Annotated in this window: 23 protein-coding genes; 15 read left to right on the plus strand and 8 right to left on the minus strand. The window is 66.9% G+C overall.

Going from position 1 to position 19190, the window contains the following annotated elements:
- Positions 1-144 precede the first annotated feature (144 nt).
- Positions 145-1389, plus strand: coding sequence for a DUF4010 domain-containing protein (locus QZ609_RS08250; protein WP_295493146.1), 1245 nt, complete (start codon positions 145-147; stop codon positions 1387-1389).
- Here the strand turns inward: QZ609_RS08250 and QZ609_RS08255 are convergent.
- The 3 genes from QZ609_RS08255 to QZ609_RS08265 all read right to left on the minus strand — a co-directional run bounded on the left by QZ609_RS08255 (position 1386) and on the right by QZ609_RS08265 (position 2669).
- On the minus strand, positions 1386-1577 hold the full coding sequence (locus QZ609_RS08255) for a DUF2892 domain-containing protein (RefSeq protein ID WP_295493149.1): 192 nt from the start codon (positions 1575-1577) through the stop codon (positions 1386-1388). The genes QZ609_RS08250 and QZ609_RS08255 overlap by 4 nt on opposite strands.
- Positions 1578-1623: 46 nt before the next feature.
- Complete coding sequence (locus QZ609_RS08260) at positions 1624-2091, minus strand: CBS domain-containing protein (RefSeq protein WP_295493152.1); 468 nt, start codon at positions 2089-2091, stop codon at positions 1624-1626.
- A 107-nt stretch (positions 2092-2198) separates the two neighbouring features.
- Positions 2199-2669 carry a hypothetical protein gene (locus QZ609_RS08265; RefSeq protein WP_295493155.1) on the minus strand — a complete coding sequence of 157 codons (471 nt, stop codon included), beginning with the start codon at positions 2667-2669 and terminating at the stop codon, positions 2199-2201.
- A gap of 330 nt (positions 2670-2999) precedes the next feature.
- Between QZ609_RS08265 and QZ609_RS08270 the strand changes: the two genes are divergently transcribed.
- The 4 genes from QZ609_RS08270 (at position 3000) to QZ609_RS08285 (ending at position 5480) form a co-directional block, all read left to right on the plus strand.
- Complete coding sequence (locus QZ609_RS08270) at positions 3000-3500, plus strand: universal stress protein (protein WP_295493158.1); 501 nt, start codon at positions 3000-3002, stop codon at positions 3498-3500.
- Positions 3501-3542: 42 nt separating this feature from the next.
- Positions 3543-4382 (plus strand): universal stress protein, encoded by an 840-nt coding sequence (locus QZ609_RS08275; protein ID WP_295493161.1) that lies wholly within the window; start codon positions 3543-3545, stop codon positions 4380-4382.
- A gap of 146 nt (positions 4383-4528) precedes the next feature.
- Positions 4529-5059 carry a flavodoxin family protein gene (locus QZ609_RS08280; RefSeq protein ID WP_295493164.1) on the plus strand — a complete coding sequence of 177 codons (531 nt, stop codon included), beginning with the start codon at positions 4529-4531 and terminating at the stop codon, positions 5057-5059.
- 49 nt (positions 5060-5108) lie between these two features.
- Positions 5109-5480: a TraR/DksA family transcriptional regulator gene (locus QZ609_RS08285; RefSeq protein WP_295493167.1), complete on the plus strand. Its 372-nt coding sequence runs from the start codon at positions 5109-5111 to the stop codon at positions 5478-5480.
- 67 nt (positions 5481-5547) lie between these two features.
- Here the strand turns inward: QZ609_RS08285 and QZ609_RS08290 are convergent, their stop codons facing one another.
- Positions 5548-5826, minus strand: a complete 279-nt coding sequence (locus QZ609_RS08290) for a DUF1488 domain-containing protein (protein WP_295493203.1) — start codon at positions 5824-5826, stop codon at positions 5548-5550.
- Positions 5827-5978: 152 nt separating this feature from the next.
- On the opposite strand from QZ609_RS08290, the gene QZ609_RS08295 reads away from it, so the two are divergent.
- Positions 5979-6149, plus strand: a complete 171-nt coding sequence (locus tag QZ609_RS08295; RefSeq protein WP_295493169.1) for a hypothetical protein — start codon at positions 5979-5981, stop codon at positions 6147-6149.
- A 25-nt stretch (positions 6150-6174) separates the two neighbouring features.
- On the opposite strand, the gene QZ609_RS08300 is transcribed toward QZ609_RS08295, so the two are convergent.
- Entirely contained in the window at positions 6175-6987 is an 813-nt protein-coding gene (locus QZ609_RS08300; protein ID WP_295493171.1) for a helix-turn-helix domain-containing protein, read from the minus strand.
- Between the two features lie 282 nt (positions 6988-7269).
- Between QZ609_RS08300 and QZ609_RS08305 the strand changes: the two genes are divergently transcribed.
- Positions 7270-8628: a PAS domain-containing sensor histidine kinase gene (locus tag QZ609_RS08305; RefSeq protein WP_295493173.1), complete on the plus strand. Its 1359-nt coding sequence runs from the start codon at positions 7270-7272 to the stop codon at positions 8626-8628.
- Between the two features lie 16 nt (positions 8629-8644).
- Positions 8645-9292 (plus strand): response regulator transcription factor, encoded by a 648-nt coding sequence (locus QZ609_RS08310; protein ID WP_295493176.1) that lies wholly within the window; start codon positions 8645-8647, stop codon positions 9290-9292.
- 115 nt (positions 9293-9407) lie between these two features.
- On the opposite strand, the gene QZ609_RS08315 is transcribed toward QZ609_RS08310, so the two are convergent.
- Positions 9408-10067: a response regulator transcription factor gene (locus QZ609_RS08315; RefSeq protein ID WP_295493178.1), complete on the minus strand. Its 660-nt coding sequence runs from the start codon at positions 10065-10067 to the stop codon at positions 9408-9410.
- Positions 10068-10318: 251 nt separating this feature from the next.
- Between QZ609_RS08315 and QZ609_RS08320 the strand changes: the two genes are divergently transcribed.
- The 4 genes from QZ609_RS08320 (at position 10319) to QZ609_RS08335 (ending at position 12877) form a co-directional block, all read left to right on the plus strand.
- Entirely contained in the window at positions 10319-10987 is a 669-nt protein-coding gene (locus QZ609_RS08320; RefSeq protein ID WP_295493180.1) for a DUF2589 domain-containing protein, read from the plus strand.
- Between the two features lie 98 nt (positions 10988-11085).
- The gene (locus QZ609_RS08325; RefSeq protein WP_295493182.1) at positions 11086-11874 is read left to right on the plus strand and encodes a DUF2589 domain-containing protein; all 789 of its coding nucleotides are present in this window, start codon (positions 11086-11088) and stop codon (positions 11872-11874) included.
- Positions 11867-12331, plus strand: coding sequence for a lysozyme (locus tag QZ609_RS08330; RefSeq protein WP_295493185.1), 465 nt, complete (start codon positions 11867-11869; stop codon positions 12329-12331). Before QZ609_RS08325 ends, QZ609_RS08330 begins: the two co-directional genes overlap by 8 nt.
- Before the next feature lie 39 nt (positions 12332-12370).
- Positions 12371-12877: a hypothetical protein gene (locus tag QZ609_RS08335; protein WP_295493187.1), complete on the plus strand. Its 507-nt coding sequence runs from the start codon at positions 12371-12373 to the stop codon at positions 12875-12877.
- Between the two features lie 11 nt (positions 12878-12888).
- On the opposite strand, the gene rnhA is transcribed toward QZ609_RS08335, so the two are convergent.
- Positions 12889-13344 (minus strand): ribonuclease HI, encoded by a 456-nt coding sequence (rnhA, locus tag QZ609_RS08340; protein WP_295493189.1) that lies wholly within the window; start codon positions 13342-13344, stop codon positions 12889-12891.
- A gap of 47 nt (positions 13345-13391) precedes the next feature.
- On the minus strand, positions 13392-14300 hold the full coding sequence (locus tag QZ609_RS08345) for a class I SAM-dependent methyltransferase (protein WP_295493191.1): 909 nt from the start codon (positions 14298-14300) through the stop codon (positions 13392-13394).
- Here QZ609_RS08345 and gloB point away from each other — a divergent pair.
- From gloB to prpE, 3 genes are all read left to right on the plus strand, one after another.
- Positions 14299-15138, plus strand: coding sequence for a hydroxyacylglutathione hydrolase (gene gloB, locus QZ609_RS08350; protein ID WP_295493193.1), 840 nt, complete (start codon positions 14299-14301; stop codon positions 15136-15138). The genes QZ609_RS08345 and gloB overlap by 2 nt on opposite strands.
- A 139-nt stretch (positions 15139-15277) precedes the next feature.
- Positions 15278-16804, plus strand: a complete 1527-nt coding sequence (locus QZ609_RS08355) for a transglycosylase SLT domain-containing protein (protein ID WP_295493195.1) — start codon at positions 15278-15280, stop codon at positions 16802-16804.
- A 139-nt stretch (positions 16805-16943) separates the two neighbouring features.
- On the plus strand, positions 16944-18842 hold the full coding sequence (gene prpE / locus QZ609_RS08360; protein WP_295493197.1) for a propionate--CoA ligase: 1899 nt from the start codon (positions 16944-16946) through the stop codon (positions 18840-18842).
- The last annotated feature ends 348 nt before the right edge of the window (positions 18843-19190 follow it).

The raw sequence follows: 19190 nt of genomic DNA on the forward strand, positions 1-19190 counted from the left end.
GGGAGGGGCAATTTCAGTATGGCTGAGCGCACGGCGATTGCCGGATTCCATCGCCGCTTCCCTTCCGCTGCGCCAGATCAAGCCTATGCGCAGCCGCAGTCGCATACTGGAAGTTCGATGTCACGCAGATGAGGCCGCGCCCGCATGTCTTCGCTGCTCGCCTTTTCCGTTGCGCTGGGGGTGGCGCTGGCCATTGGGCTGGAGCGCGAGCGCAGCCATGCGGCCACGCAGGCCGAGGTGCCGGCGGGCATCCGCACCTTCGCCATTGCCGGCCTGGCGGGGGCGCTGGCGGCCAGCCTGCCGCCAGCGCTGGCGGTACTGGCTGTGCCAGCCTTGGTGCTGGCGGTGACGTTGGTGGCCGCGGTCGGCTACCACCACACCGCACGGGTCGATCCCGGCGCCACCACGGAGCTGGCGCTGATCGCCACCACACTGCTCGGCGCCTACGCCGTCAGCGCGCCGGACATGGCGGCCGCCATGGGCACGGTGCTGCTGGCGCTGCTGCACGGCAAGGCCGCGCTGCACCGTTTTGCGCAGACCACCCTGACGCAGCGCGAGCTGGCCGACCTGCTGATCCTGGCGGTGGCGGCGCTGCTGATCTGGCCGGCCATTCCCGATCGCGCCATGGGCCCGTTTGCCGCCTGGAATCCGCACACGCTGTGGCTGGTCGTGATCCTGGTCATGCTGACAGGCAACGCCGGGCACTTTGCCTCGCGTTGGCTGGGGGAGCGCATCGGTTTGCCACTGGCGGGGCTGTTTGGCGGTTTTGCCTCCAGCGTGGCCACGGTGGCCGCGATGGGGGCGCGGGTGCGCAGCGGGCAATCGCCACGCGACCGGGCATTGGCGGCGGCGCTCCTGTCTTGCGTGGCAACGGTGGTGCAGATGGCCTTGCTGATCGCCGCCATCGACGTTGCGTTGCTGCGGCCGCTGGGCATACCGCTGGCTGCGGCCCTGATCGTGACGGTGGTCAGTGCGGGCGTGAACCTCGCACGCAAGACGCGCCCCGAGCCCGGAGCGGAGGGCCATGCAGACACCGCGTCGTCGATCGACTGGCGGGCCGCCATCGGCTTCGGCCTCTGGATGGCGGCATTGCTGCTGGCGAGTGCGGCTGCGCGTGCCTGGATCGGCATGGCGGCGGTGACGGCGGTGACGCTGGTTGGGGCGTTGGCCGATGTGCATGCAGCGACGGCAGCCATTGCCAGCCAGGCGGCTGCCAGCGCCATCGGCCCCGCAAGCGCCCGGACGCTGATCCTACTGGCGCTCACCGCCAATACGGCCACCAAAGTGATCGCGGCCACCTCGGGTGGCCGCGCGTTTGCGGTACGCCTGGCGACCGGGCTGCTGCTGGCGTTGGCGGCAGCGTGGCTCGTCGCCGGCTGGCTGAGTTAGTCCGGCTTGCCGGTGCGGATACCGAGCATGGAGTAGAGGGGGCACATCCGCACCACACCGGTGAGCAGTGGGATCAGGCCGACCCAACCGAGCCAGACCGGGATCTTGCCCGTCCAGGCCAGCGCGATCAGCGCCACGCCCAGCACGACCCGCAGCAGGCGATCGATGGTTCCCACATTGGCTTGCATGGTTTTCTCCCCGTTTTGAGTTTGAAGTTTGAAATGGGATGGCGTTTCAGACCAGCAGGCGCGGCTGCGGAGCCGCAGCGTGGTCAAAGACCTGCTCCCGCCCGAGAATGCCGGCCAGCAGCGTCCATTCGCCGCCGATGGCGCGGATGGCGTCGTCCAGCGTGAGCATGCCGATTAGCACCTGGTGATCGTCGACGACGGCCAGCCGGTGCAGGCCATGCCCGAGCATGGTGCGCAATGCATCGCTGACGACGGCACTGGCGTCGATGGTGAGCACGCCGTGCGTCATGACTTGCGAGATGGGGGTGGCGCCGCAGTCGGCCTGGTCGGCCAGCCCGTGCACGACCATGTCGCGGTCGGTCACGATGCCGATCACGCGCATGCCCGTGGCGCCGTGTTCCGTGACAAAGAGGGCGCGCAGATGCTGGTCCCGCATCAGCCGCGCCACGTGCTGCAGCGTCGCCGTGGTGGACACGTGGACGATGCGGCGCGAACAGATTTCGTCGACCCTCATGGTGGGCTCCGTGTTGCGTATGCCCCCACTATAAGCAGGTGACGATCAGGGCAGTTGATCTTGCACAAGGGATAGCGTTCGCGCGCGCATTGACAAGCTGGGCGGCTTCAGGCTGCGGGTGCCGTGGCCTCGCTGCGCTTGGCGCCTGCCCCCGTCTTGGGCGCCGGGGCCGGTTGGGTCTCGCCCAGCGCGTCGAACAGGGTGCGCATCGGCGCCATCATCGGCTCGCTGCCCCAGTTGGCCGCCAGGGTGCGCCACGCATCGGCCGACGTGTGCGCCTGGTGCAGCAGGGCAGCCTGCTGCTCGCTCGCGAGCCCCAGCAGGGTCTGGAACATCTTGGCGTTCTGCTCGATGCGGGTCTGCAGGATGGCCGCGGGCAGTGCGACCATCTCGGGCCAGGTCTTGGCCTCCGATGCCGATGCGCACGCCTGCAGCGAGCGCTGCTCGGCGTCTTCCACGCCCCTGAGGGTGACTTTGAGCATGCGCTCCTGCGACTCCTGCAGCGTCGTCAGCGTATGCAGCGCGGTCTGCAATTGGGTGCGGAAGATTTCCAACGGGATATCGATGCGTGGTTCCACGATGCGTCTCCAAAAGGTGGTCGCGAAGCCCTGCCGATGTGCTCTCGCGGTGTGCCTGGACTCCCCGTCACCATCTCCGGTGGTTGCTCTCGTTTCCAATGCCGACAGCCGGTGCCACCAGTGTAGGTCGCGCGATGCCACCGCGGTTGATACCCATCAAGGGCAACGGGGTCTGCGATGGGCTCGCACATGGCCCACGCCTACGAAGGTGCCGCGCTGGCGGCGTGCCTTCACTGACGTACGTCAAAGTGCGTTTTGCGCCGTGATCCAAGATGGAGTCACGCACGCCGCGCGGCGGCCGTGCGCCGGACGAATCGATGGAGACGGGCCATGTACGACAAGATCCTGGTGGCGGTGGACGGCAGCCAGACCGGCGAGCAGGCGCTGGATGAGGCGATCCGGCTGGCGGCAAGACTCGGGGCGGAGCTGTCCATCGTCCACGTGATCGACAGCGGCTACGTGAAGTACGACGTGGGCTATCTCGACACGCGCGGCCTGACCGAGACGCTCGTCGCGCAGGGCAAGGCGATCCTCTCGCAGGCGCAGGCCAAGGCCGAGCAGGCCGGGGTGCGTGTGCGCACGCTGCTCGAGGACGACCCGCTGGCGGCCTTCGACATCGGCATGGCCATCGAGGACGCGGCACACGCGGCCGGCGCGCAGTTGCTGGTGCTGGGCACGCATGGCCGCCGAGGCGTGCGGCGGCTGCTCCTGGGCAGCGTGGCCGAAGGCCTTGTACGGCAGAGCGCGCTGCCGGTGCTGCTGGTGCGCGGCGTTGATGCCGAACCCGCGCAGCCCGCCGCGCGCGAGACGGCCAAGGCGGTTTCCACCTGAGCCGATGCGCCTCCCCCAATTCACCAGAACAGGAAGAAGGTCATGCCCTACACCAGCATCATGGTGCACCTCGACACCAGCGAGCGTGCCATGCACCGGCTCGACATTGCCGTGCGCTACGCGCTCGCCAGCCAGGCCCGACTGATCGCCGTGTTTGCCAGCTTCACGCCCGACCCGAGCTGGTTCTACATGATGGAGGGCGCCTCGCGCTACTTGGAGGACGACCGCACGCGCCGCGTGCATGCGCGCGAAGCGGTGCATGCCCGCTTCCGTGCGGCGGTCAAGGATTTCCCGATCGAAACCGAATGGCGCGCGCTGGAAGGCGACCCGGTCGCGCTGGTGGTGCGTGAGGCGCGCGAGGCGGATCTGCTCGTCATCGGCCAGCGTGATGCGGACGATCCGGACAGCTTTGTCGCGACCGATTTTGTCGAGACGGTGATCCTCGAAGCCGGGCGGCCGGTGCTGGTGGTGCCCTACGTGGGCCGCTTCGACACCCTGCCGACGCGCATCGTGCTGGCCTGGAATGGCGGCCGCGAGGCGGCGCGCGCGATGCATGACGCGATTCCGCTGATGTCCGGCGCGCGCGTGCAGGTGCTGCAGGTGGCCGACATGGCGTCCGGCCATTGGGCCGACAAGACCAGCGCCGGGCAAGCCGCGCGGGCGCTGAACGACCGCGGGATCGACGTGGAAGTGGAAGAGACTGCCGGCATCGGCACCGATGTGATGGTGGGGGAGCTGCTGCTCTCGCGCGTGGCCGATTTCAATGCCGATCTGGTAGTGATGGGCGCCTACGGCCGCAGCCGCCTGCGCGAGCTGGTGCTCGGCGGCGTGACCCGCACGCTGCTCGGCGCGATGACGGTTCCCGTGCTGATGTCGCACTAGGCGGCCAGGGCTGGCTCACCCAGGCGCTGGAGCGCCAGTCTGTCATCGATCACCTGTGGGTCGGCACCTGACGGCGTCGCCGCGCAGCCAGCGATTGGAAAAAGAGCAGGACAGGGCGCGCATGCGCCGATATCGAGAGGCGAATCATGGAAAAGAACCTGATCGTGTACTACTCCCGCACCGGCACGGCGCGCCAGGTGGCGGACTGGCTGGGTGCGCAGAGCGGCTGGCAGGTGGCGGAGGTCCGGGATGTGCGCCCGCGAGCCGGTTTCATGGGCGACCTGCGGTGTATGCTGGAGAACGTCTTGCACATCCCCGCGTCATATCGCTATGAGGGGCCGTCGCTCGAAGACTTCGAGCACGTGATCGTGATTGCGCCGATCTGGATGGGGCGCCTGGCTTCGCCCATGCGCGCCTTTCTGGCAAAGCAGTTGCCGTTTCCGGCGCGGCTTTCGGTGGTGTGCGTGATGGCCGCGCGTGGCGCGTTCAATGCGGTGGAGGAGGTCGCGCGACTGACGGCGACGCTTCCGGCGCCGGTGCTCGCACTGACGCAGCGCGACGTCGTGAGCGGCCTCTCCCAGGAGGAGATTTCCGGGTTCATCGATCAGGTCAGGGCTGCCAGCCATTGGGATGCGTCGCGCCGGCGCACCACTTGGCTGTCGCCATCGGAAGCCTGATCGACGTGGCGTGTGCGGCAACACCACCGGCGACGCGAGGAGATGCAGCATGACCCGATTGACCGAAGCGCAATGGCATCGGCTGATCACGTTGCTGGATGAGCAGGAGGCGCGCGTGCGTCGGCAGGTCGGTGCCCTGGAACCGGAGGGGCCGGACGCCGACGCGATGTCGACTGCGGAACCCTACGAAGAAGTCGACCTGGCCGACCAGGAGGCCACCGAGCGCGCAAGCGACGTGATGCTGGAGCACTACCGCGCAGAGCTGGTCCAGATTGGTGCCACGCGGGCGCGGATCCAGCAGGGCCTGTACGGGATCTGCGTGGACTGCGGGGCGGAGATTCCGTTTCTGCGGCTGCAGGCGCAGCCGACAGCGCTGTGCTGTCTCGCTTGCCAGAACAAGCGCGAGCGTCAATGGGCGTGATGGGAACTGTACTGCGGGGAACTGTACCTGCGGGTGCGCGGCGACGTATGCGGGTCGCCGCGCCGGCTTACATGCCAAAGCGGAAATGTCCGCTGTGCAGGACGATGGTGTGGGATTCAGTCAGCTTGAACAGCGCGCGGGCCATGTCTTCAATGGCGCCGCGGTTGGTTTCTAGCGCCTGCATGAGGTCTTCCTGCCGGTACGAGCGCGCGCCGAAATGGTCTTCCAGCGCTTCGGCGGTCACTGCATAACTGGCCGGGCGGCCGTCGACATTGGCGGTGCAGGTGAGGGTGAGATCCGCGGCGCAGTAATGCGGCAGCCCTTGGGGGAACTCGATCGATTTCATGGCCACACCCATCGATAAAAGAAGCGCGGCACGCCCGTGTCGCTTGCCTACAGTGTATGGCGTCGCAGCATGAATGCAATGCGACGCGGGGGCTTGGTTGATGCCTGTCAACCAAGCTCCAGGGCCCGCATCCGTCACGTCGCGGGGGGCGGTTGATCGCCATCAACCGCCTCACCATCAAGCAACGAGTGGCGCTGTCCGATGCCAGCCAGCGGATCCGCGCCGCGCTGCGCCGGCATGCCGAGCGGCGTGCGGAAAAAGGGGCCGCGCGGGCGGTCCCTGGGGTGACGGCGGTGGTCCACCCGCTGCAGCTGAGTCAGTAGCGATTGCCGCAATCGTGGCAAGCCTTCAAAGGCGCGCCAGCGCCTCGCGGTCGTGCAGGTTGATGTGCTTGCCGTCCACGCCGATCCAGCCTTCGCGCTGGAAGCGGGAGAGCGTCCGGCTGACGGTCTCGAGCTGCATGCCGAGGTAGCTGCCGATCTCTTCGCGCGTCATGCGCAGCGTGAAATCCGTTGCGGAGTAGCCGCGCTCCTGCATGCGCGTGGACAGGTTCAGCAGGAAGGTCGCCACGCGTGCCTCGGCCGAGAGGCCCGCGAGCAGCAGCATCAGGCCGGACTCGCGCACGATCTCGCCGGCCATCAGCTTGTGCAGGCGATGCTGCAGCGGACGCACGTCCTGGCACAGGTCTTCCATGCACTGGAACGACATCGCACACACCGTGCTGTCTTCCAGCGCAATTGCATCGCAGGTGTGCTGATCGTTGGCGATGCCGTCCAAGCCGAGAGTCTCCCCCGTGAACTGGAAACCCGTCACGTGATCCGCCCCGTTGGGGTGCGACACCACCGTCTTGAACGAGCCCGAGCGCACCGCGTACAGCGCATGGAACGGATCGCCGGCGCGGAACAGCGCTTCACCCTTGCGCACCTTGCGCCAGGTCTGCACCAGCCGGTCGAGCTCGCCGCGCTGCGTGTTCGGCACTGCGCCGGCAATACAGGCCCAATGCATCAAGCAGTTCGCGCATTGGCTGCTGAGCGCGGGGCTCATGGGGCTCGTGGAGCGCATGCTCATCGCGTCGTCTTCACGCACCCGCTTGAATTGGTAGAGGCGCGCTTCATGGCCGGTGCCGGAAGGCGATTGCGCTTGGAGGGAAGCTGCATTCATGTGAAAGCCCCTGGAAGGAGTAGGCGGGTGGCTCGATGTTCTGTCACTGGGACGCCTGCTGCCAACGGGTGGCATGTGCTGCATCCATGGCAGCAGTATCGGAAAATTACGTTTGCACCGAAATCAGGCGGCGCTGAGAAGCGCGTCGGGGGAAAGTAAAGGTGGTGTCAGGATTCCCTGACATTCTGTTGCGATAATGCGTCGCATTGGTCACTTTCCTGATACCGCTGTGTGATGGGATCGGTTATTTTTTGTGCATCCCCTCCAACCGGAGCCGCTTCCATGCTGGAGCAAGATGGACATCCCGCCGGGGTGCCGCGCAGCCGCATGCTGTCACTGCGCTCGACGCCCGCCGAGCTCGCGGCCGGTGGCCTGGCCATCGGGCTGCTGTGCGTGGCGGCCACCTGGTTTGCTGTTGCGATCGCCCCCGGCATCAGGGTCGCGGGGATGCTGCTGCTGGCCGTTGCCAGCGTCGCCGCGGCGCTGGCGCTGGTCTTCTATTGGCTGCGCCTGCGCATGCTGCGCGCCACCGTGGTGGACTATCTCGCCTATCTGGAGAAGAGCGAGGCGCGGCTGGCCGGCATCATCCGCTCGTCCATGGAGGCCATCATCTCGGTGGATGACCAGCAACGCATCGTGCTGTTCAACCCCATGGCCGAAACCCTGTTCGGCTGCCCGGCAAGCTTCGCGATCGGGCGGTCGTTGAACGATTTCATTCCGCAGCGCTTTCGCACCGGGCATGAGGCGCATGTGCGCCGCTTTGGCGTGACGGGCGTGTCGGAGCGGCAGATGGGCAAGCAGCGCGCGCTGTTTGCCCTGCATACCGATGGGCGCGAATTCCCCATCGAGGCATCGATCTCGCAGGTGGATATCGGCGGCAGCAAGCTGTTCACCGTCATGCTGCGCGACACCACCGAGCGCGTACGCGCCGAAGCCGCGCTGCGCCGCTCGCAGGAGGAGTTGCAGCATCTGTCGGCCAGCGTGCTGGCGACGCGGGAGGAGGAGCGCTACCGCATCGCGCGCGAGCTGCACGACGATCTCGGCCAGCGCCTGAGCGCGCTCAAGATGGACCTGACCCTGTTGGCAACCGACCTGGACGCAACCGGTACGTCAGCCGAGCTGCTGGAGCGCACCGCCGCCATGCAGCGCGTGATCGACGATACGGTGGCGGCCGTGCGGCAGATCTCCGCCGACCTGCGCCCGCCCTTGTTGGATGAGTTGGGCCTGGTACCCGCCATCGAGTGGATCGCCAAAGATTTCCGGCGGCGCTTCGGGTTGATCGTCAGCGTGCACGCGCAGGAGGAGGAAGTGGTGGGCGAGCATGCGGCCATTTCGGTTTTCCGCATCGTGCAGGAAGCCTTGAACAACGTGGTGCGGCACGCCGATGCCAGCCGTGTCGAGATCGAATTCGCACGCACCGACGGGTTCTTCGAGCTGAGCATCCAGGACAACGGCCGTGGCTGGAGTGGTGCGCCACCGGCACCGGGCGAGCGCAAACCGCTGGGCCTGCTGGGCATTCGCGAACGCGCACGGTTGCTGGGCGGGCAGGCCGCCACGACGCATACGCCGCTGCAGGGGTTCCGCCTCTCGGTGCGCTTTCCTGCCGCAAGCGATGCTGGGGCATCGGAGGTGCAGTCATGATCCAGGAGGTGCAGCCATGATCCGGGTGATGATCGCCGACGACCATGCGGTCATGCGCGACGGCGTGCGGCATATCCTGGAGCGTGCCGGCAACTTCGAGGTCGTCTGCGAAGCCTCCGACGGCACGCAGGTGATCCAGCTGGTGCGCGAGCACAGCCCGCAGGTGGTGGTGCTGGATCTGTCGATGCCCGGGCGCAGTGGTCTGGACCTGGTCCGCCAGTTGCACGCCGATCATCCATCCGTGCGGGTGCTGGTGCTGACCATGCATGCGGAAGAACAATATGTGGCCCGGGCCTTCCGGGCAGGGGCCGCCGCCTACCTCACCAAGGAGAGCGCCGCGACCGAGCTGGTGGCGGCGCTCACGAAGGTCGCGCAGGGCGGTACCTATGTCAGCCCCGCCATGGCCGAAAAGCTCGCGCACAGCCTGCATGAAGACAGCGCGAATGCCGCCCACACCAAGCTGTCCGACCGCGAGATGGAGGTCTACCGGCGCCTGGTGCGCGGCGAGCCGCTCACCGAGATCGCCAGCAGCCTGTGCGTGAGCGCCAAGACCGTCAGCACCTACAAGATGCGGCTGATGACCAAGCTGCAGCTGCCCAGCGAGGCTGCGCTGGTGCGCTACGCGATCCGCAATCAACTGTTCCCGGATGACGACGCGCTGTAGCGGCGTCCGCGCAGCCAACGGGCGATCTTTCGGCAGGCTGCGGGCCACGACGGACGCGTCGGCCAAACCAGCACGCCGTTGCGCGAGCGTGGCGTAACGTGCCGCCCATGTGCCGCTACATCATGCAGACCTGCAGCTTGGCGATGCCAGACTTGCAACGCGACAGCCATAGCGCCGCCTCCGTGCGATTGCTCACGCCAATCTGCCGAAATAACGCATATAGGTGATTCTTGATCGTGCCCTCGGCCACGTTCAGCACGCGGCAGATCTGCTTGTTCGATTTGCCCTCTGCAAGCAGTTGCAACACCTCGTGCTGACGTGGTGTGAGTCGGCGCCAGACTTCGACGGGGTGCTCACCCTCGGGCTGCCCCGGCTCATCCGCAGAGAGATTGCAGATCGGGGGCAGGTACACCGCACCGGAGGTAATGCGCTGTAATGCCTCGAGCAGGACAGCGGCCGTGGCCTGGCGGTCGACCACCCCCGCCGCGCCAAACCGCAGCGCGTCGCCCACCACGTGCCGCCCCACCAGTTGCACCGTCAGCAGCACCGGCACCTCCGGCAAGACGGCCTTCACCTCCGACAGCCGCCGGCGAGCCTCGCCGTCCTGCGCACTCCATTCCATGACCACCGCGCTGGGCCCTACCTGCCGGCAGGTCAAGCCAATGCCCTCCGGATCATGCGTGTCGAAAAACACGCCGTGTGCATCGAGGGCGTGCAATACATTGGAAACACCTGCCGCAAAAAGCGGAAGGCTATCGATTACCAGGATATTCATCGACCCCTCATACTTCAGTTAATTATTCTGTTGGTCAATCCGATTCTTTTTTAGGGCGCGCGCAACCCGAGCGCAGGAAAACGGAAGGCCAGTGTCAAAAGTAATAGGGCGTCGCGAGGGGTGGTATTGGGCCCATTACCCATGGCCTCGATTGGCACTTTTGCGGCATCGAAGGCGGCAGTCAAAACCCTTACCTTGAATTCCGGCGCACAACCCGGTGCGTCCTGAAAAATCAAAGTAAGGAGTTTTAAATGGACAATGGATTGATCGGATCGGTTATCAACGCATTGCCGATCGACAAGATGATCTCGGCCCCGCTGCAAGCCATGATTCAGGCGCAGACGTCGGCAGCGAAATCGTATGCGGATTTCCTGCTGCAAGTCTGTATTCAGGATGGCAAGGCGGTGGCGGTGCAGTTCGACTACGACGAAACACTGGTCGACGAGCAGGGCGTGTCGCAGGGCACGATCCAGAAGACGATGCGCATTCCGCTGCTGTGTGCCGTCGTGCATCCGGTGATCGCCATCGAAGAAGGCACGATCGATTTCGAGCTCGAGATCTCGCAGTCGGAGAAGTCGTCGTCCACCACCGAGGCCGAAGGGTCGTTCCAGGCCAAGCTGGGCTGGGGCCCGTTCAGCGTGTCGGTGTCGGGCCGCGCCTCGCACAAGTCGGAGCAGACGCGCAGCACCGATACGCGCGCCAAGTACTCCTTCCACACCCAGGTCAAGCGCCAGAACCCGCCGGAAGCGCTGATGCGCGTCATGGAATTCCTGACCAACGCCGCCACCAAGCCGGTGGTCGTCAAGGGCAAGGAGAACGAGGTCAAGCCGCTGCCGGCCACGCCCACCGACGGCTCGATGATCGGCGAGAAGAAGGCCGGCGGCAACGCCCCGGCCCCGGCCCCGGCGGCGACGACGTAAGTCGCGCGTGGTTGAACGGGCGCCGGCCTGTCCTCCCCCAAAGCCGGCGCCTCGCACTGCGTTTTTCCGACGACCTCTGACTCGACCGACGAGACACCATGTCCAAGCTCTTCAGCCGCTGGCGCCGCCAGGACGACGGCGCGGCGTTGCCGCCAGCACAGACCCCGCGCGATGGCGCATCGGCCTCTGCTTCGTCCAGCCCAACCTCCGCCGCTGCCGCGCAGTCGCCACCGGCGGCCGGCGCGGCGCCGTCCGCTGAGCCCGCCGCAGATGCGTCGGCAGCAAGCCCGCCTCCGACCACGCCGCCGGGCGGCAGCGGCGGCAGTGGGGGTGGCGGTGGCGGTGGCAGTGGCGGTGGCAGTGGCGGCCATGACCATCCGGCCATCGCGGGGCTCACGCTCGACGACATCACGCGCGGCATGCAGCACGCGGCGGCGGCGGCCAACCAGATGCTGGCGCAGCAGTACACCACGCTGCTCGACCAGTTCTTCGATGCCGACGAGGCGGGCACGTTGGTTGCCCGCGAGGTGGAGCTGGCACTCGATACGCAGCACCGGCTCGCGTTGCCGCTGGTGTCGCTGGCCATGCCGCGCGGCCTCGCGCTGGAGGAGATGACCGTGAACATGACCGTGCGCAGCGACCTGGCCGAAGCGCTGCCGGCGGAAGGCACGGGCGCAGGTGGGGTGGGCAGGTTCTACGTCTCGCTGGCGCCGCACTCCAGCCGCGAGGCCGGCCGTGACAGCGAGCACATCGACATCCAGATGAAGTTCAGCGCGCTGCAACCGCCCGAAGCGGTGATGCGCCTGATCGACGAATACACCAACCGGATGGTGCCGCGCCCACTGCCGCAAGCCAAGCCTGGCGCCGAGGAGACCGCCGATGCTTAACGAACGCGGTAGCGAGAACAACCCGCGCGCCACCGGCGAGCAGGGCGTCGCGCTGATCAAGGAATCGGAGGGGCTGCGCCTGTCGACCTATCTGGATGCGGTGGGCAAGCCGACCATCGGCTATGGCCACCTGATCCTGCCCCGCGAAACCTTCAATGGGCCGATCTCGCAGGCCCGGGCCGAGGCGCTGCTGCGCAAGGACTTGCACGACACCGAGCAGGCCATCACGCGGGCCGTGCGTGTGCCGATCACGCAGGCGCAATTCGATGCGCTGGCGTCGTTCGTCTTCAACCTGGGGGCGGGGCGGCTGCGCTCATCGACGCTGCTACGCAAGCTCAACGCCGGTGACTACGCCGGTGCGGCCCAGCAATTCCTACTATGGGACAAGGCCGGCGGCAAACCGCTCAAGGGCCTGACCAAGCGCCGGCAGGCCGAGCGCAAGCTGTTCCTTTCCTAACCGAAGCACACCACGACGTTGTCTAACCGGAGAATCTGTATGCGTACTGAACCGATGTCCGTGATCCCCACCGTTGCCCCGCGCCGGCTGCATCGTGCGCTGATCTGGACGGCGGCCGCCGTCATTGTCATTGGCGTGTCATACGCCCGCGCCGATGATGCCCGGCCGACCTGCGCGGCCGAAGCCGCGCGCATTGACGCCGAGCTTAACCGGCTGGAGCTACCGCGGTTCAATGACCAGGCTGGGCGCTATCTGGCCGAGACGCTGAACCAGCTCTACACCTATGGCACGCTGCCCGATCGCTACGTGCCGGAGCGCGACGCCAACTGGCCCGCGGCGGAAAAGCGCCCGGTCATGATGCACAAGCGCAGCATCGGCGGCGACGCATGGACGCAGGCTAGCCTGCTGCAGGCGGACATCGATGACGGCCTCACCAAGCGCAGCCCGCTGCGCCTGATCTTTGACCTGGACGGCAAGCCACAGTACGTCACCACCGTCGCTGCCAATGCGCCGCAGATCCCGACGCAGCGTTGCGCCGGCAAGTGAGCGCCGTCGCGTCAGGCGCCGCCCTTGGCTGCCTGGCGCGCCACTTCAACGCCCCGGTTGGCGAGCGAATCGGCGCGCTCGTTGCCGGGGTGGCCCGCATGGCCCTTGACCCAGTGCCAGCCGACCTCGTGGCCGACGACCAGCTCATCGAGGATGCGCCACAGGTCGTCGTTCTTCACGGGTTTCTTGTCGGCGGTCTTCCAGCCGCGTGCCTTCCAGCCGGCCAGCCATTCGCTGATGCCTTTCTGCACGTACTGCGAATCGGTGTAGACCTGCACCCGGCACGGCCGCTTGAGTGCGCGGAAGGCCTCGATCACGGCCATCAGCTCCATGCGGTTGTTGGTGGTGACGGCCTCGCCGCCGAAGAGTTCTTTTTCGTGGCCGCCCGAGACCAGCACGGTGCCCCAGCCGCCAAGGCCGGGGTTGCCCTTGCATGCGCCATCGGAATAGACGGTGACTTCCTGCATATAAAAAAATGAAAGCGATCGGTGAGAGGTGAGAGGGGCGGCTGCGCTCAGGCGCTCGACTTGCCGTCGCGTGCGGCGGCCGGCGGCGTCTTGGTCGAGTGCGAGCCCGAAGGCGTGGCCACCGGTGCACCGGCCGGCACCAGCCCCGGCGACTTGCGCGTCTTCCATGCCGGCCCGATCATCCGCATGCCGCGCACGCGCTTGACCGCCTGCAGCATGTAGACCGCGCCGAAGATCGGCCACCAGCGGTCGCCGGCCTTCTCCATGAAGGCCATGCGCTGTAGCCATTTGTCGGTGCGGTTGGGCGGGCAGTAGCAGCCGAAACGGCCGCGCACGATATCAAATCCGAGCAGCTTGAGCCAGTCCTTCAGGCGGGTGAAGGCGATCATCTGGCTCTGCGCGGGCAGGAACGATTCGGTGCCAAGGCGCCGCATGCCCTGGCGCATGCCCCACAGGCTCAGCGGGTTGAAGCCGGTGATGACCAGTCGCCCCTCCGGCATCAGCACGCGCGCGACCTCGCGCAGCACCTCATGCGGGTCGTCGGTGAATTCCAGCACATGGGGCAGGGCCACCAGGTCGATGCTCTGCGAGGCGAAGGGCAGTTCGTCGTAGCGGCAGATCACGCGGGGCGTGGCCTGGCGCTGCGGGGTGTTGGGCTCAGCCTCGCCTTCGGCCGGTGGGTCGGCGGGTTCCGCCGGATCGCCGTCCATCGGGTCGAGCGTTTCGGTGGGCGCGGTCGGGTCGATGTCGTCGACCACGCGGGCGATCAGCGGAATGCGGTTCTCGCGCAGCGCCCCGAAGCCGGGGTGGCCGAGCTGCAGCCCGTGAAAGCCGAACATGTCGGCGACGGTGCGATCGAACTGGGCCTGTTCCCAGCGCAGGACGTATTGCCCAGGCGGCGAAGCCAGCCAGTGGTGCCAATCTATAATGCGACGATCGGAAGAGGAGTCGGACATGGGCCAGGGTGGTGTGCCGCCTGAGGTAGCGCTTGAGGTAGAGGCGATCGCTGCGTTTACCGACAATTATATTTGGGCACTTCACGATGGCCGCGTGGCTGCTGTCGTCGACCCAGGCGACGCGCAACCGGTGCTGCGCTTCCTGCAAGAGCGCGGTCTTGCGCTCGGTGCCATTGTAATCACACATCATCATGGCGATCACGTGGGCGGGGTGCAGGCGCTGATCGGGGCATACCCGAAGGCGCCGTCCGGTGCACCGCTGCCCGTGATCGGTCCGGCGGGCGAATCGATTCCTTGCCGAACCCAGGCCGTGCGCGAAGGAGACGTGGTCACCCTCGCGCAGCCGGCTGCCACCTTCAGCGTCATCGACGTGCCGGGCCACACCAGCGGCCACGTCGCCTATGTCGGCCACCTGCAGGGCGACGACGCGCCCGCCAGCCTGTTCTGCGGCGACACGCTGTTCGCCACCGGCTGCGGCCGCCTGTTCGAGGGCACGCCGGCGCAGATGCGGCAGTCGCTTGCCAAGCTGGCCGCGCTGCCGCCGGACACGCGTGTCTACTGCGCGCATGAATACACGGCCTCGAATGTGCGCTTTGCGCGCGCCGTCGAACCGGGCAACGCCGATCTGGCAGCCTGGGAAGATGAGGTCGCGGCGTGGCGTGCCGAGGGCCGCTCGACCGTGCCCACCACCGTCGGCCACGAGTGCGCGACCAACCCCTTCATGCGCTCGGATGAGGCGGCCGTCACCGCTTCGGTGGTCCGGCATGCTGGCATCGACGGCGATGACCCGGTCGCCGTTTTCGCCGCGCTGCGCGAGTGGAAGAACGGATTCCGCTGATCTGGCGGGGCAGTGCGTGCCAGACGCCGCATCCGGCGCCGTCATGGGACGGTCATACGCCGGGTGAACGCGGGTTGACGCGGCGCAATGCCTTCCCTACCATCGGGGGCAATTTTTCGGTCCAACCCCTCAGAATTTGATGCGATCCGTGCGACTTCTCGCGGCATCTGTGCTCAGTCTGCTTCTGGCAGCCTGCGCTACGGCTCCCGCCCCGAATGCCGACACCGCCAGCACAAGCGCCGCATCCTCCACCTCCGGCCAAAATGCGCCGGTCGTCAATGTCGATCAGCAGTCCGTGGCCGCCCTCAAGGGGCCGGCCAAGGATCTCTGGGCGCGCATCCGCCAAGGCTTCTCCATGCCCGACCTGCAAAGCTCGGCCGTGGACGACCGTGCCGGCTGGTATGCGCAGCGCCCGGAAGCGTTCCGCCGCATGGTGGATCGCTCCAACCGCTACCTGTATCACATCGTCGAAGAACTGGAGCGGCGCAACATGCCCACCGAACTGGCCCTGCTGCCGTTCGTGGAAAGCGCGTTCAACCCGCAGGCAGTGTCCAGCGCCAAGGCCGCCGGGATGTGGCAGTTCATCCCGAGCACCGGCAAGACCTACAACCTCAAGCAAAACGTTTTCCAGGACGAGCGCCGCGACGTGCTGGCCTCGACCGACGCCGCACTGGACTACCTCTCCAAGCTGCACGACCAGTTTGGCGACTGGCAGTTGGCGCTCGCCGCGTACAACTGGGGCGAGGGCTCGGTCGCGCGGGCGATCGCGCGCAACCAGGCAGCCGGGCTGTCGACGGATTACGTCAACCTGAACATGCCGGCCGAGACGCGCATGTACGTGCCCAAGCTCCAGGCGGTGAAGAACATCATCGCCAACCCGGAGCGCTACGGCGTCACGTTGCCGGACATCCCGAACCATCCGTACTTCGTCACCGTCACCACCTCGCGTGATATCGACGTGGCGCTGGCGGCGCGGCTGGCCAACCTGCCGATGGATGAGTTCAAGGCGCTGAATCCGTCGTTCAACCGGCCGGTGATCCTGGGTGCGTCCAACCCGCAGATCCTGCTGCCGTACGACAACGCGGAAACGTTCCAGTACAACCTGAATACGTACCGGGGTGGGCTGTCGAGCTGGACGGCGGTGACGGTCGGCAACCGCGAGCGCGTCGAAGCGCTGGCCGCGCGCCTGAAGCTGGATCCGGAGACGATCCGCGAGATCAACCGCATCCCGAAGGGCATGCGCCTGAAGGCCGGCTCCACGGTGGTGGTGCCGCGGGCTGACGGTGCCCAGGAAGACGCGCCCGACATCAGCCCCGAGCTGGCGGAAAACGCCACGATGGCGGTCGAGCCCGACATGCCCGACCTGCGCCGCGTGGTGGTGCGTGCCGGCAAGCGCGACACGGTCTCGGGCCTGTCGCGCCGCTATGGCGTGTCGGTGGCGCAGATCCGTGCGTGGAATCAGCTGTCCGGCGACGCCATCCCCAAGGGCCACAGCGTGGTGCTGATGCTGCCCCAGGCGCGCGGCGGCGGCCGGGCGCGTGCGGTGCGGGTGTCGGCCGGAGCGCATGCCGCGACAGCGCGCGGGCCGGCAGCCAAGGTGGCCGGCAAGCCAGTCGTCAACGCCAAGCCCGTGGCGGGTACGTCGTCCAAGCGCAAGAAGCGCTAGGTTCGTTGTGCTATATCAAGAAGGCGTCCTGCGGGGCGCCTTTTTCGTGGGCGCCGGTAAGACCTGCGTAAGTTGGGCGCCGCACAGTTGGCGCCATCGAAAATCGCGTCGGCGCACACGCCGGCCAGGAGACAACGTCATGCCCATGTCCGCCGCATACCGCGCGCTGTATCAGCGTTCCATCGACGACCCCGCCGGCTTCTGGGGCGAACAGGCCCGGCGCATCGACTGGCAGACGCCGTACTCCGCTGTGCTCGACGAGTCGCGCCTGCCGTTTGCGCGCTGGTTCGTCGGCGGGCGCACCAACCTGTGCCACAACGCCGTCGACCGGCATCTGACCACGCGCGGTGAGCAGGCCGCACTGGTGTATGTCTCCACCGAAACCGGCATCGAGACCACGTACACGTACCGCCAGCTCCATCGCGAGGTCAACCGCATGGCGGCCAGCCTGCAGGCGCTGGGCGTCAAGCGTGGGGATCGCGTGCTGATCTACCTGCCGATGATTCCCGAAGCGGCCTTCGCCATGCTGGCGTGTGCGCGGATCGGGGCGATCCACTCGGTGGTGTTCGGCGGCTTCGCCTCCAACAGCCTCGCCACGCGCATTGATGACGCCTCGCCACGCGTCATCATCAGCGCGGATGCTGGCTCGCGTGCGGGCAAGGTGGTCGAATACAAGCCGCTGCTCGATGCCGCCATCGACCTTGCCGTACACAAGCCCGAGCGCGTACTGCTGGTCAACCGCAAACTCGCGCCGATGCAGCACCACGCGCGCGACGTCGACTACGCCACGCTTGGCCGCCAGCATGCCGATGCCGACGTGCCGTGCGAATGGATGGAATCGAGCGAGCCGTCGTACATCCTCTATACCTCTGGCACCACGGGCAAGCCGAAGGGCGTGCAGCGCGACACCGGCGGCTACGCGGTGGCGCTGGCGGCATCGATGCCGCTCATCTTCGACGCGCAGGCCGGCGACACCATGCTCACAGCGTCGGATGTCGGTTGGGTGGTTGGCCACAGCTATATCGTCTACGCGCCGCTGCTGGCGGGCATGACCACCGTCATGTACGAAGGCACGCCGATCCGCCCCGACGGCGCGATCTGGTGGCGCATCGTCGAGCAGTACCGCGTGAACCTGATGTTCACTGCGCCGACGGCCATCCGTGTGCTCAAGAAGCAGGACCCGGTGCTGCTCAAGCGCCATGACCTCTCCAGCCTGCGCCGCCTGTTCCTGGCCGGCGAGCCGCTGGACGAGCCAACCGCGCGCTGGATCGGGGAGGCGCTGGAGAAGCCCATCGTCGACAACTACTGGCAGACCGAAACCGGCTGGCCGATGCTGGCGATTCCCCAGGGCGTGGAGCCGTCGACGCAGAAGCTCGGCTCGCCGGGCTTTCCGGTGTATGGCTATAAGCTCGACATCCTCGATGAAGCCACCGGCCAGCCCTGCGCGCCAGGTGAGAAGGGCTTGCTGGCCGTGACAGCACCACTGCCGCCGGGCTGCATGAGCACCGTCTGGCGCGACGATGCGCGTTTCCTGAGGACGTATTGGTCCGCCTTCCCCGGCCGGCACATCTATTCGAGCTTCGACTGGGGCGTGCGCGACGCGGAGGGCTACATCACCATCCTGGGCCGTACCGACGACGTGATCAACGTGGCTGGCCATCGCCTGGGCACGCGCGAGATCGAAGAGAGCCTGTCGTCGCATCCGGCGATTGCCGAGGTGGCGGTGGTGGGCGTGGCCGACCAGCTCAAGGGGCAGGTGGCGATGGGGTTTGCCATCGTGCGCGACGCCGCGCGGGTGGCCCAGCCGGCCGATCGCCTGGCCCTGGAGGGCGAACTGATGCGCACGGTGGAGGCGCAACTCGGTGCAGTGGCGCGGCCGTCACGCGTGTTCTTCGTCAATGCGCTGCCGAAGACACGCTCCGGCAAGCTGCTGCGCCGGACGATGCAGGCGGTGGCCGAGGGGCGCGATCCGGGGGATCTGACGACCATCGAAGACCCGACCGCCCTGGCGCAAGTGCGTGAGGCGATGACGGCTTGAGCGGGACCGAGAAGTGACGTCGGAGCCAGTCGGCAGGCGGGTCGGCGAGGGCGTGCCGGCGTCACAATCGAGGCGGCGTCTGCCGTTAAGTCCTTCCTTTCATTGAGATTTTTGCTGCGGCGAGGTATAATTTTCAGGTTTGAGTCTAGAAACCCATCACCCTAGCGCCTACCGCTTCCTACCTCCCGCCTGCCGCCCCGTCTGCCTCGTTTTTTGGTGTGTTCGTTCCCAGTCTCGACGCGCAAACGGCCCGGATTCCGCCCAGCCGGAAGTCCGCTCGGCATGCAAGGCGTTCAGGTCGGCACAGGGTGAATCCAGCAGGAGCTACCCGTGTTGCCGTCTTTCCCG

Origin of the sequence: uncultured Ralstonia sp. (assembly GCA_913056305.1) — a bacterium.
Classification (GTDB): domain Bacteria; phylum Pseudomonadota; class Gammaproteobacteria; order Burkholderiales; family Burkholderiaceae; genus Ralstonia.

Excerpts from the sequence above, each read along its gene's own strand:
- QZ609_RS08250 (WP_295493146.1), top strand. The coding sequence starts at position 145 with ATGTCTTCGCTGCTCGCCTTTTCCGTTGCGCTGGGGGTGGCGCTGGCC.
- QZ609_RS08255 (WP_295493149.1), bottom strand. The coding sequence starts at position 1,577 with ATGCAAGCCAATGTGGGAACCATCGATCGCCTGCTGCGGGTCGTGCTG.
- QZ609_RS08260 (WP_295493152.1), bottom strand. The coding sequence starts at position 2,091 with ATGAGGGTCGACGAAATCTGTTCGCGCCGCATCGTCCACGTGTCCACC.
- QZ609_RS08270 (WP_295493158.1), top strand. The coding sequence starts at position 3,000 with ATGTACGACAAGATCCTGGTGGCGGTGGACGGCAGCCAGACCGGCGAG.
- QZ609_RS08275 (WP_295493161.1), top strand. The coding sequence starts at position 3,543 with ATGCCCTACACCAGCATCATGGTGCACCTCGACACCAGCGAGCGTGCC.
- QZ609_RS08280 (WP_295493164.1), top strand. The coding sequence starts at position 4,529 with ATGGAAAAGAACCTGATCGTGTACTACTCCCGCACCGGCACGGCGCGC.
- QZ609_RS08285 (WP_295493167.1), top strand. The coding sequence starts at position 5,109 with ATGACCCGATTGACCGAAGCGCAATGGCATCGGCTGATCACGTTGCTG.
- QZ609_RS08290 (WP_295493203.1), bottom strand. The coding sequence starts at position 5,826 with ATGAAATCGATCGAGTTCCCCCAAGGGCTGCCGCATTACTGCGCCGCG.
- QZ609_RS08300 (WP_295493171.1), bottom strand. The coding sequence starts at position 6,987 with ATGAATGCAGCTTCCCTCCAAGCGCAATCGCCTTCCGGCACCGGCCAT.
- QZ609_RS08305 (WP_295493173.1), top strand. The coding sequence starts at position 7,270 with ATGCTGGAGCAAGATGGACATCCCGCCGGGGTGCCGCGCAGCCGCATG.
- QZ609_RS08310 (WP_295493176.1), top strand. The coding sequence starts at position 8,645 with ATGATCCGGGTGATGATCGCCGACGACCATGCGGTCATGCGCGACGGC.
- QZ609_RS08315 (WP_295493178.1), bottom strand. The coding sequence starts at position 10,067 with ATGAATATCCTGGTAATCGATAGCCTTCCGCTTTTTGCGGCAGGTGTT.
- QZ609_RS08320 (WP_295493180.1), top strand. The coding sequence starts at position 10,319 with ATGGACAATGGATTGATCGGATCGGTTATCAACGCATTGCCGATCGAC.
- QZ609_RS08325 (WP_295493182.1), top strand. The coding sequence starts at position 11,086 with ATGTCCAAGCTCTTCAGCCGCTGGCGCCGCCAGGACGACGGCGCGGCG.
- QZ609_RS08330 (WP_295493185.1), top strand. The coding sequence starts at position 11,867 with ATGCTTAACGAACGCGGTAGCGAGAACAACCCGCGCGCCACCGGCGAG.
- QZ609_RS08335 (WP_295493187.1), top strand. The coding sequence starts at position 12,371 with ATGCGTACTGAACCGATGTCCGTGATCCCCACCGTTGCCCCGCGCCGG.
- rnhA (WP_295493189.1), bottom strand. The coding sequence starts at position 13,344 with ATGCAGGAAGTCACCGTCTATTCCGATGGCGCATGCAAGGGCAACCCC.
- gloB (WP_295493193.1), top strand. The coding sequence starts at position 14,299 with ATGGGCCAGGGTGGTGTGCCGCCTGAGGTAGCGCTTGAGGTAGAGGCG.
- QZ609_RS08345 (WP_295493191.1), bottom strand. The coding sequence starts at position 14,300 with ATGTCCGACTCCTCTTCCGATCGTCGCATTATAGATTGGCACCACTGG.
- QZ609_RS08355 (WP_295493195.1), top strand. The coding sequence starts at position 15,278 with ATGCGATCCGTGCGACTTCTCGCGGCATCTGTGCTCAGTCTGCTTCTG.
- prpE (WP_295493197.1), top strand. The coding sequence starts at position 16,944 with ATGCCCATGTCCGCCGCATACCGCGCGCTGTATCAGCGTTCCATCGAC.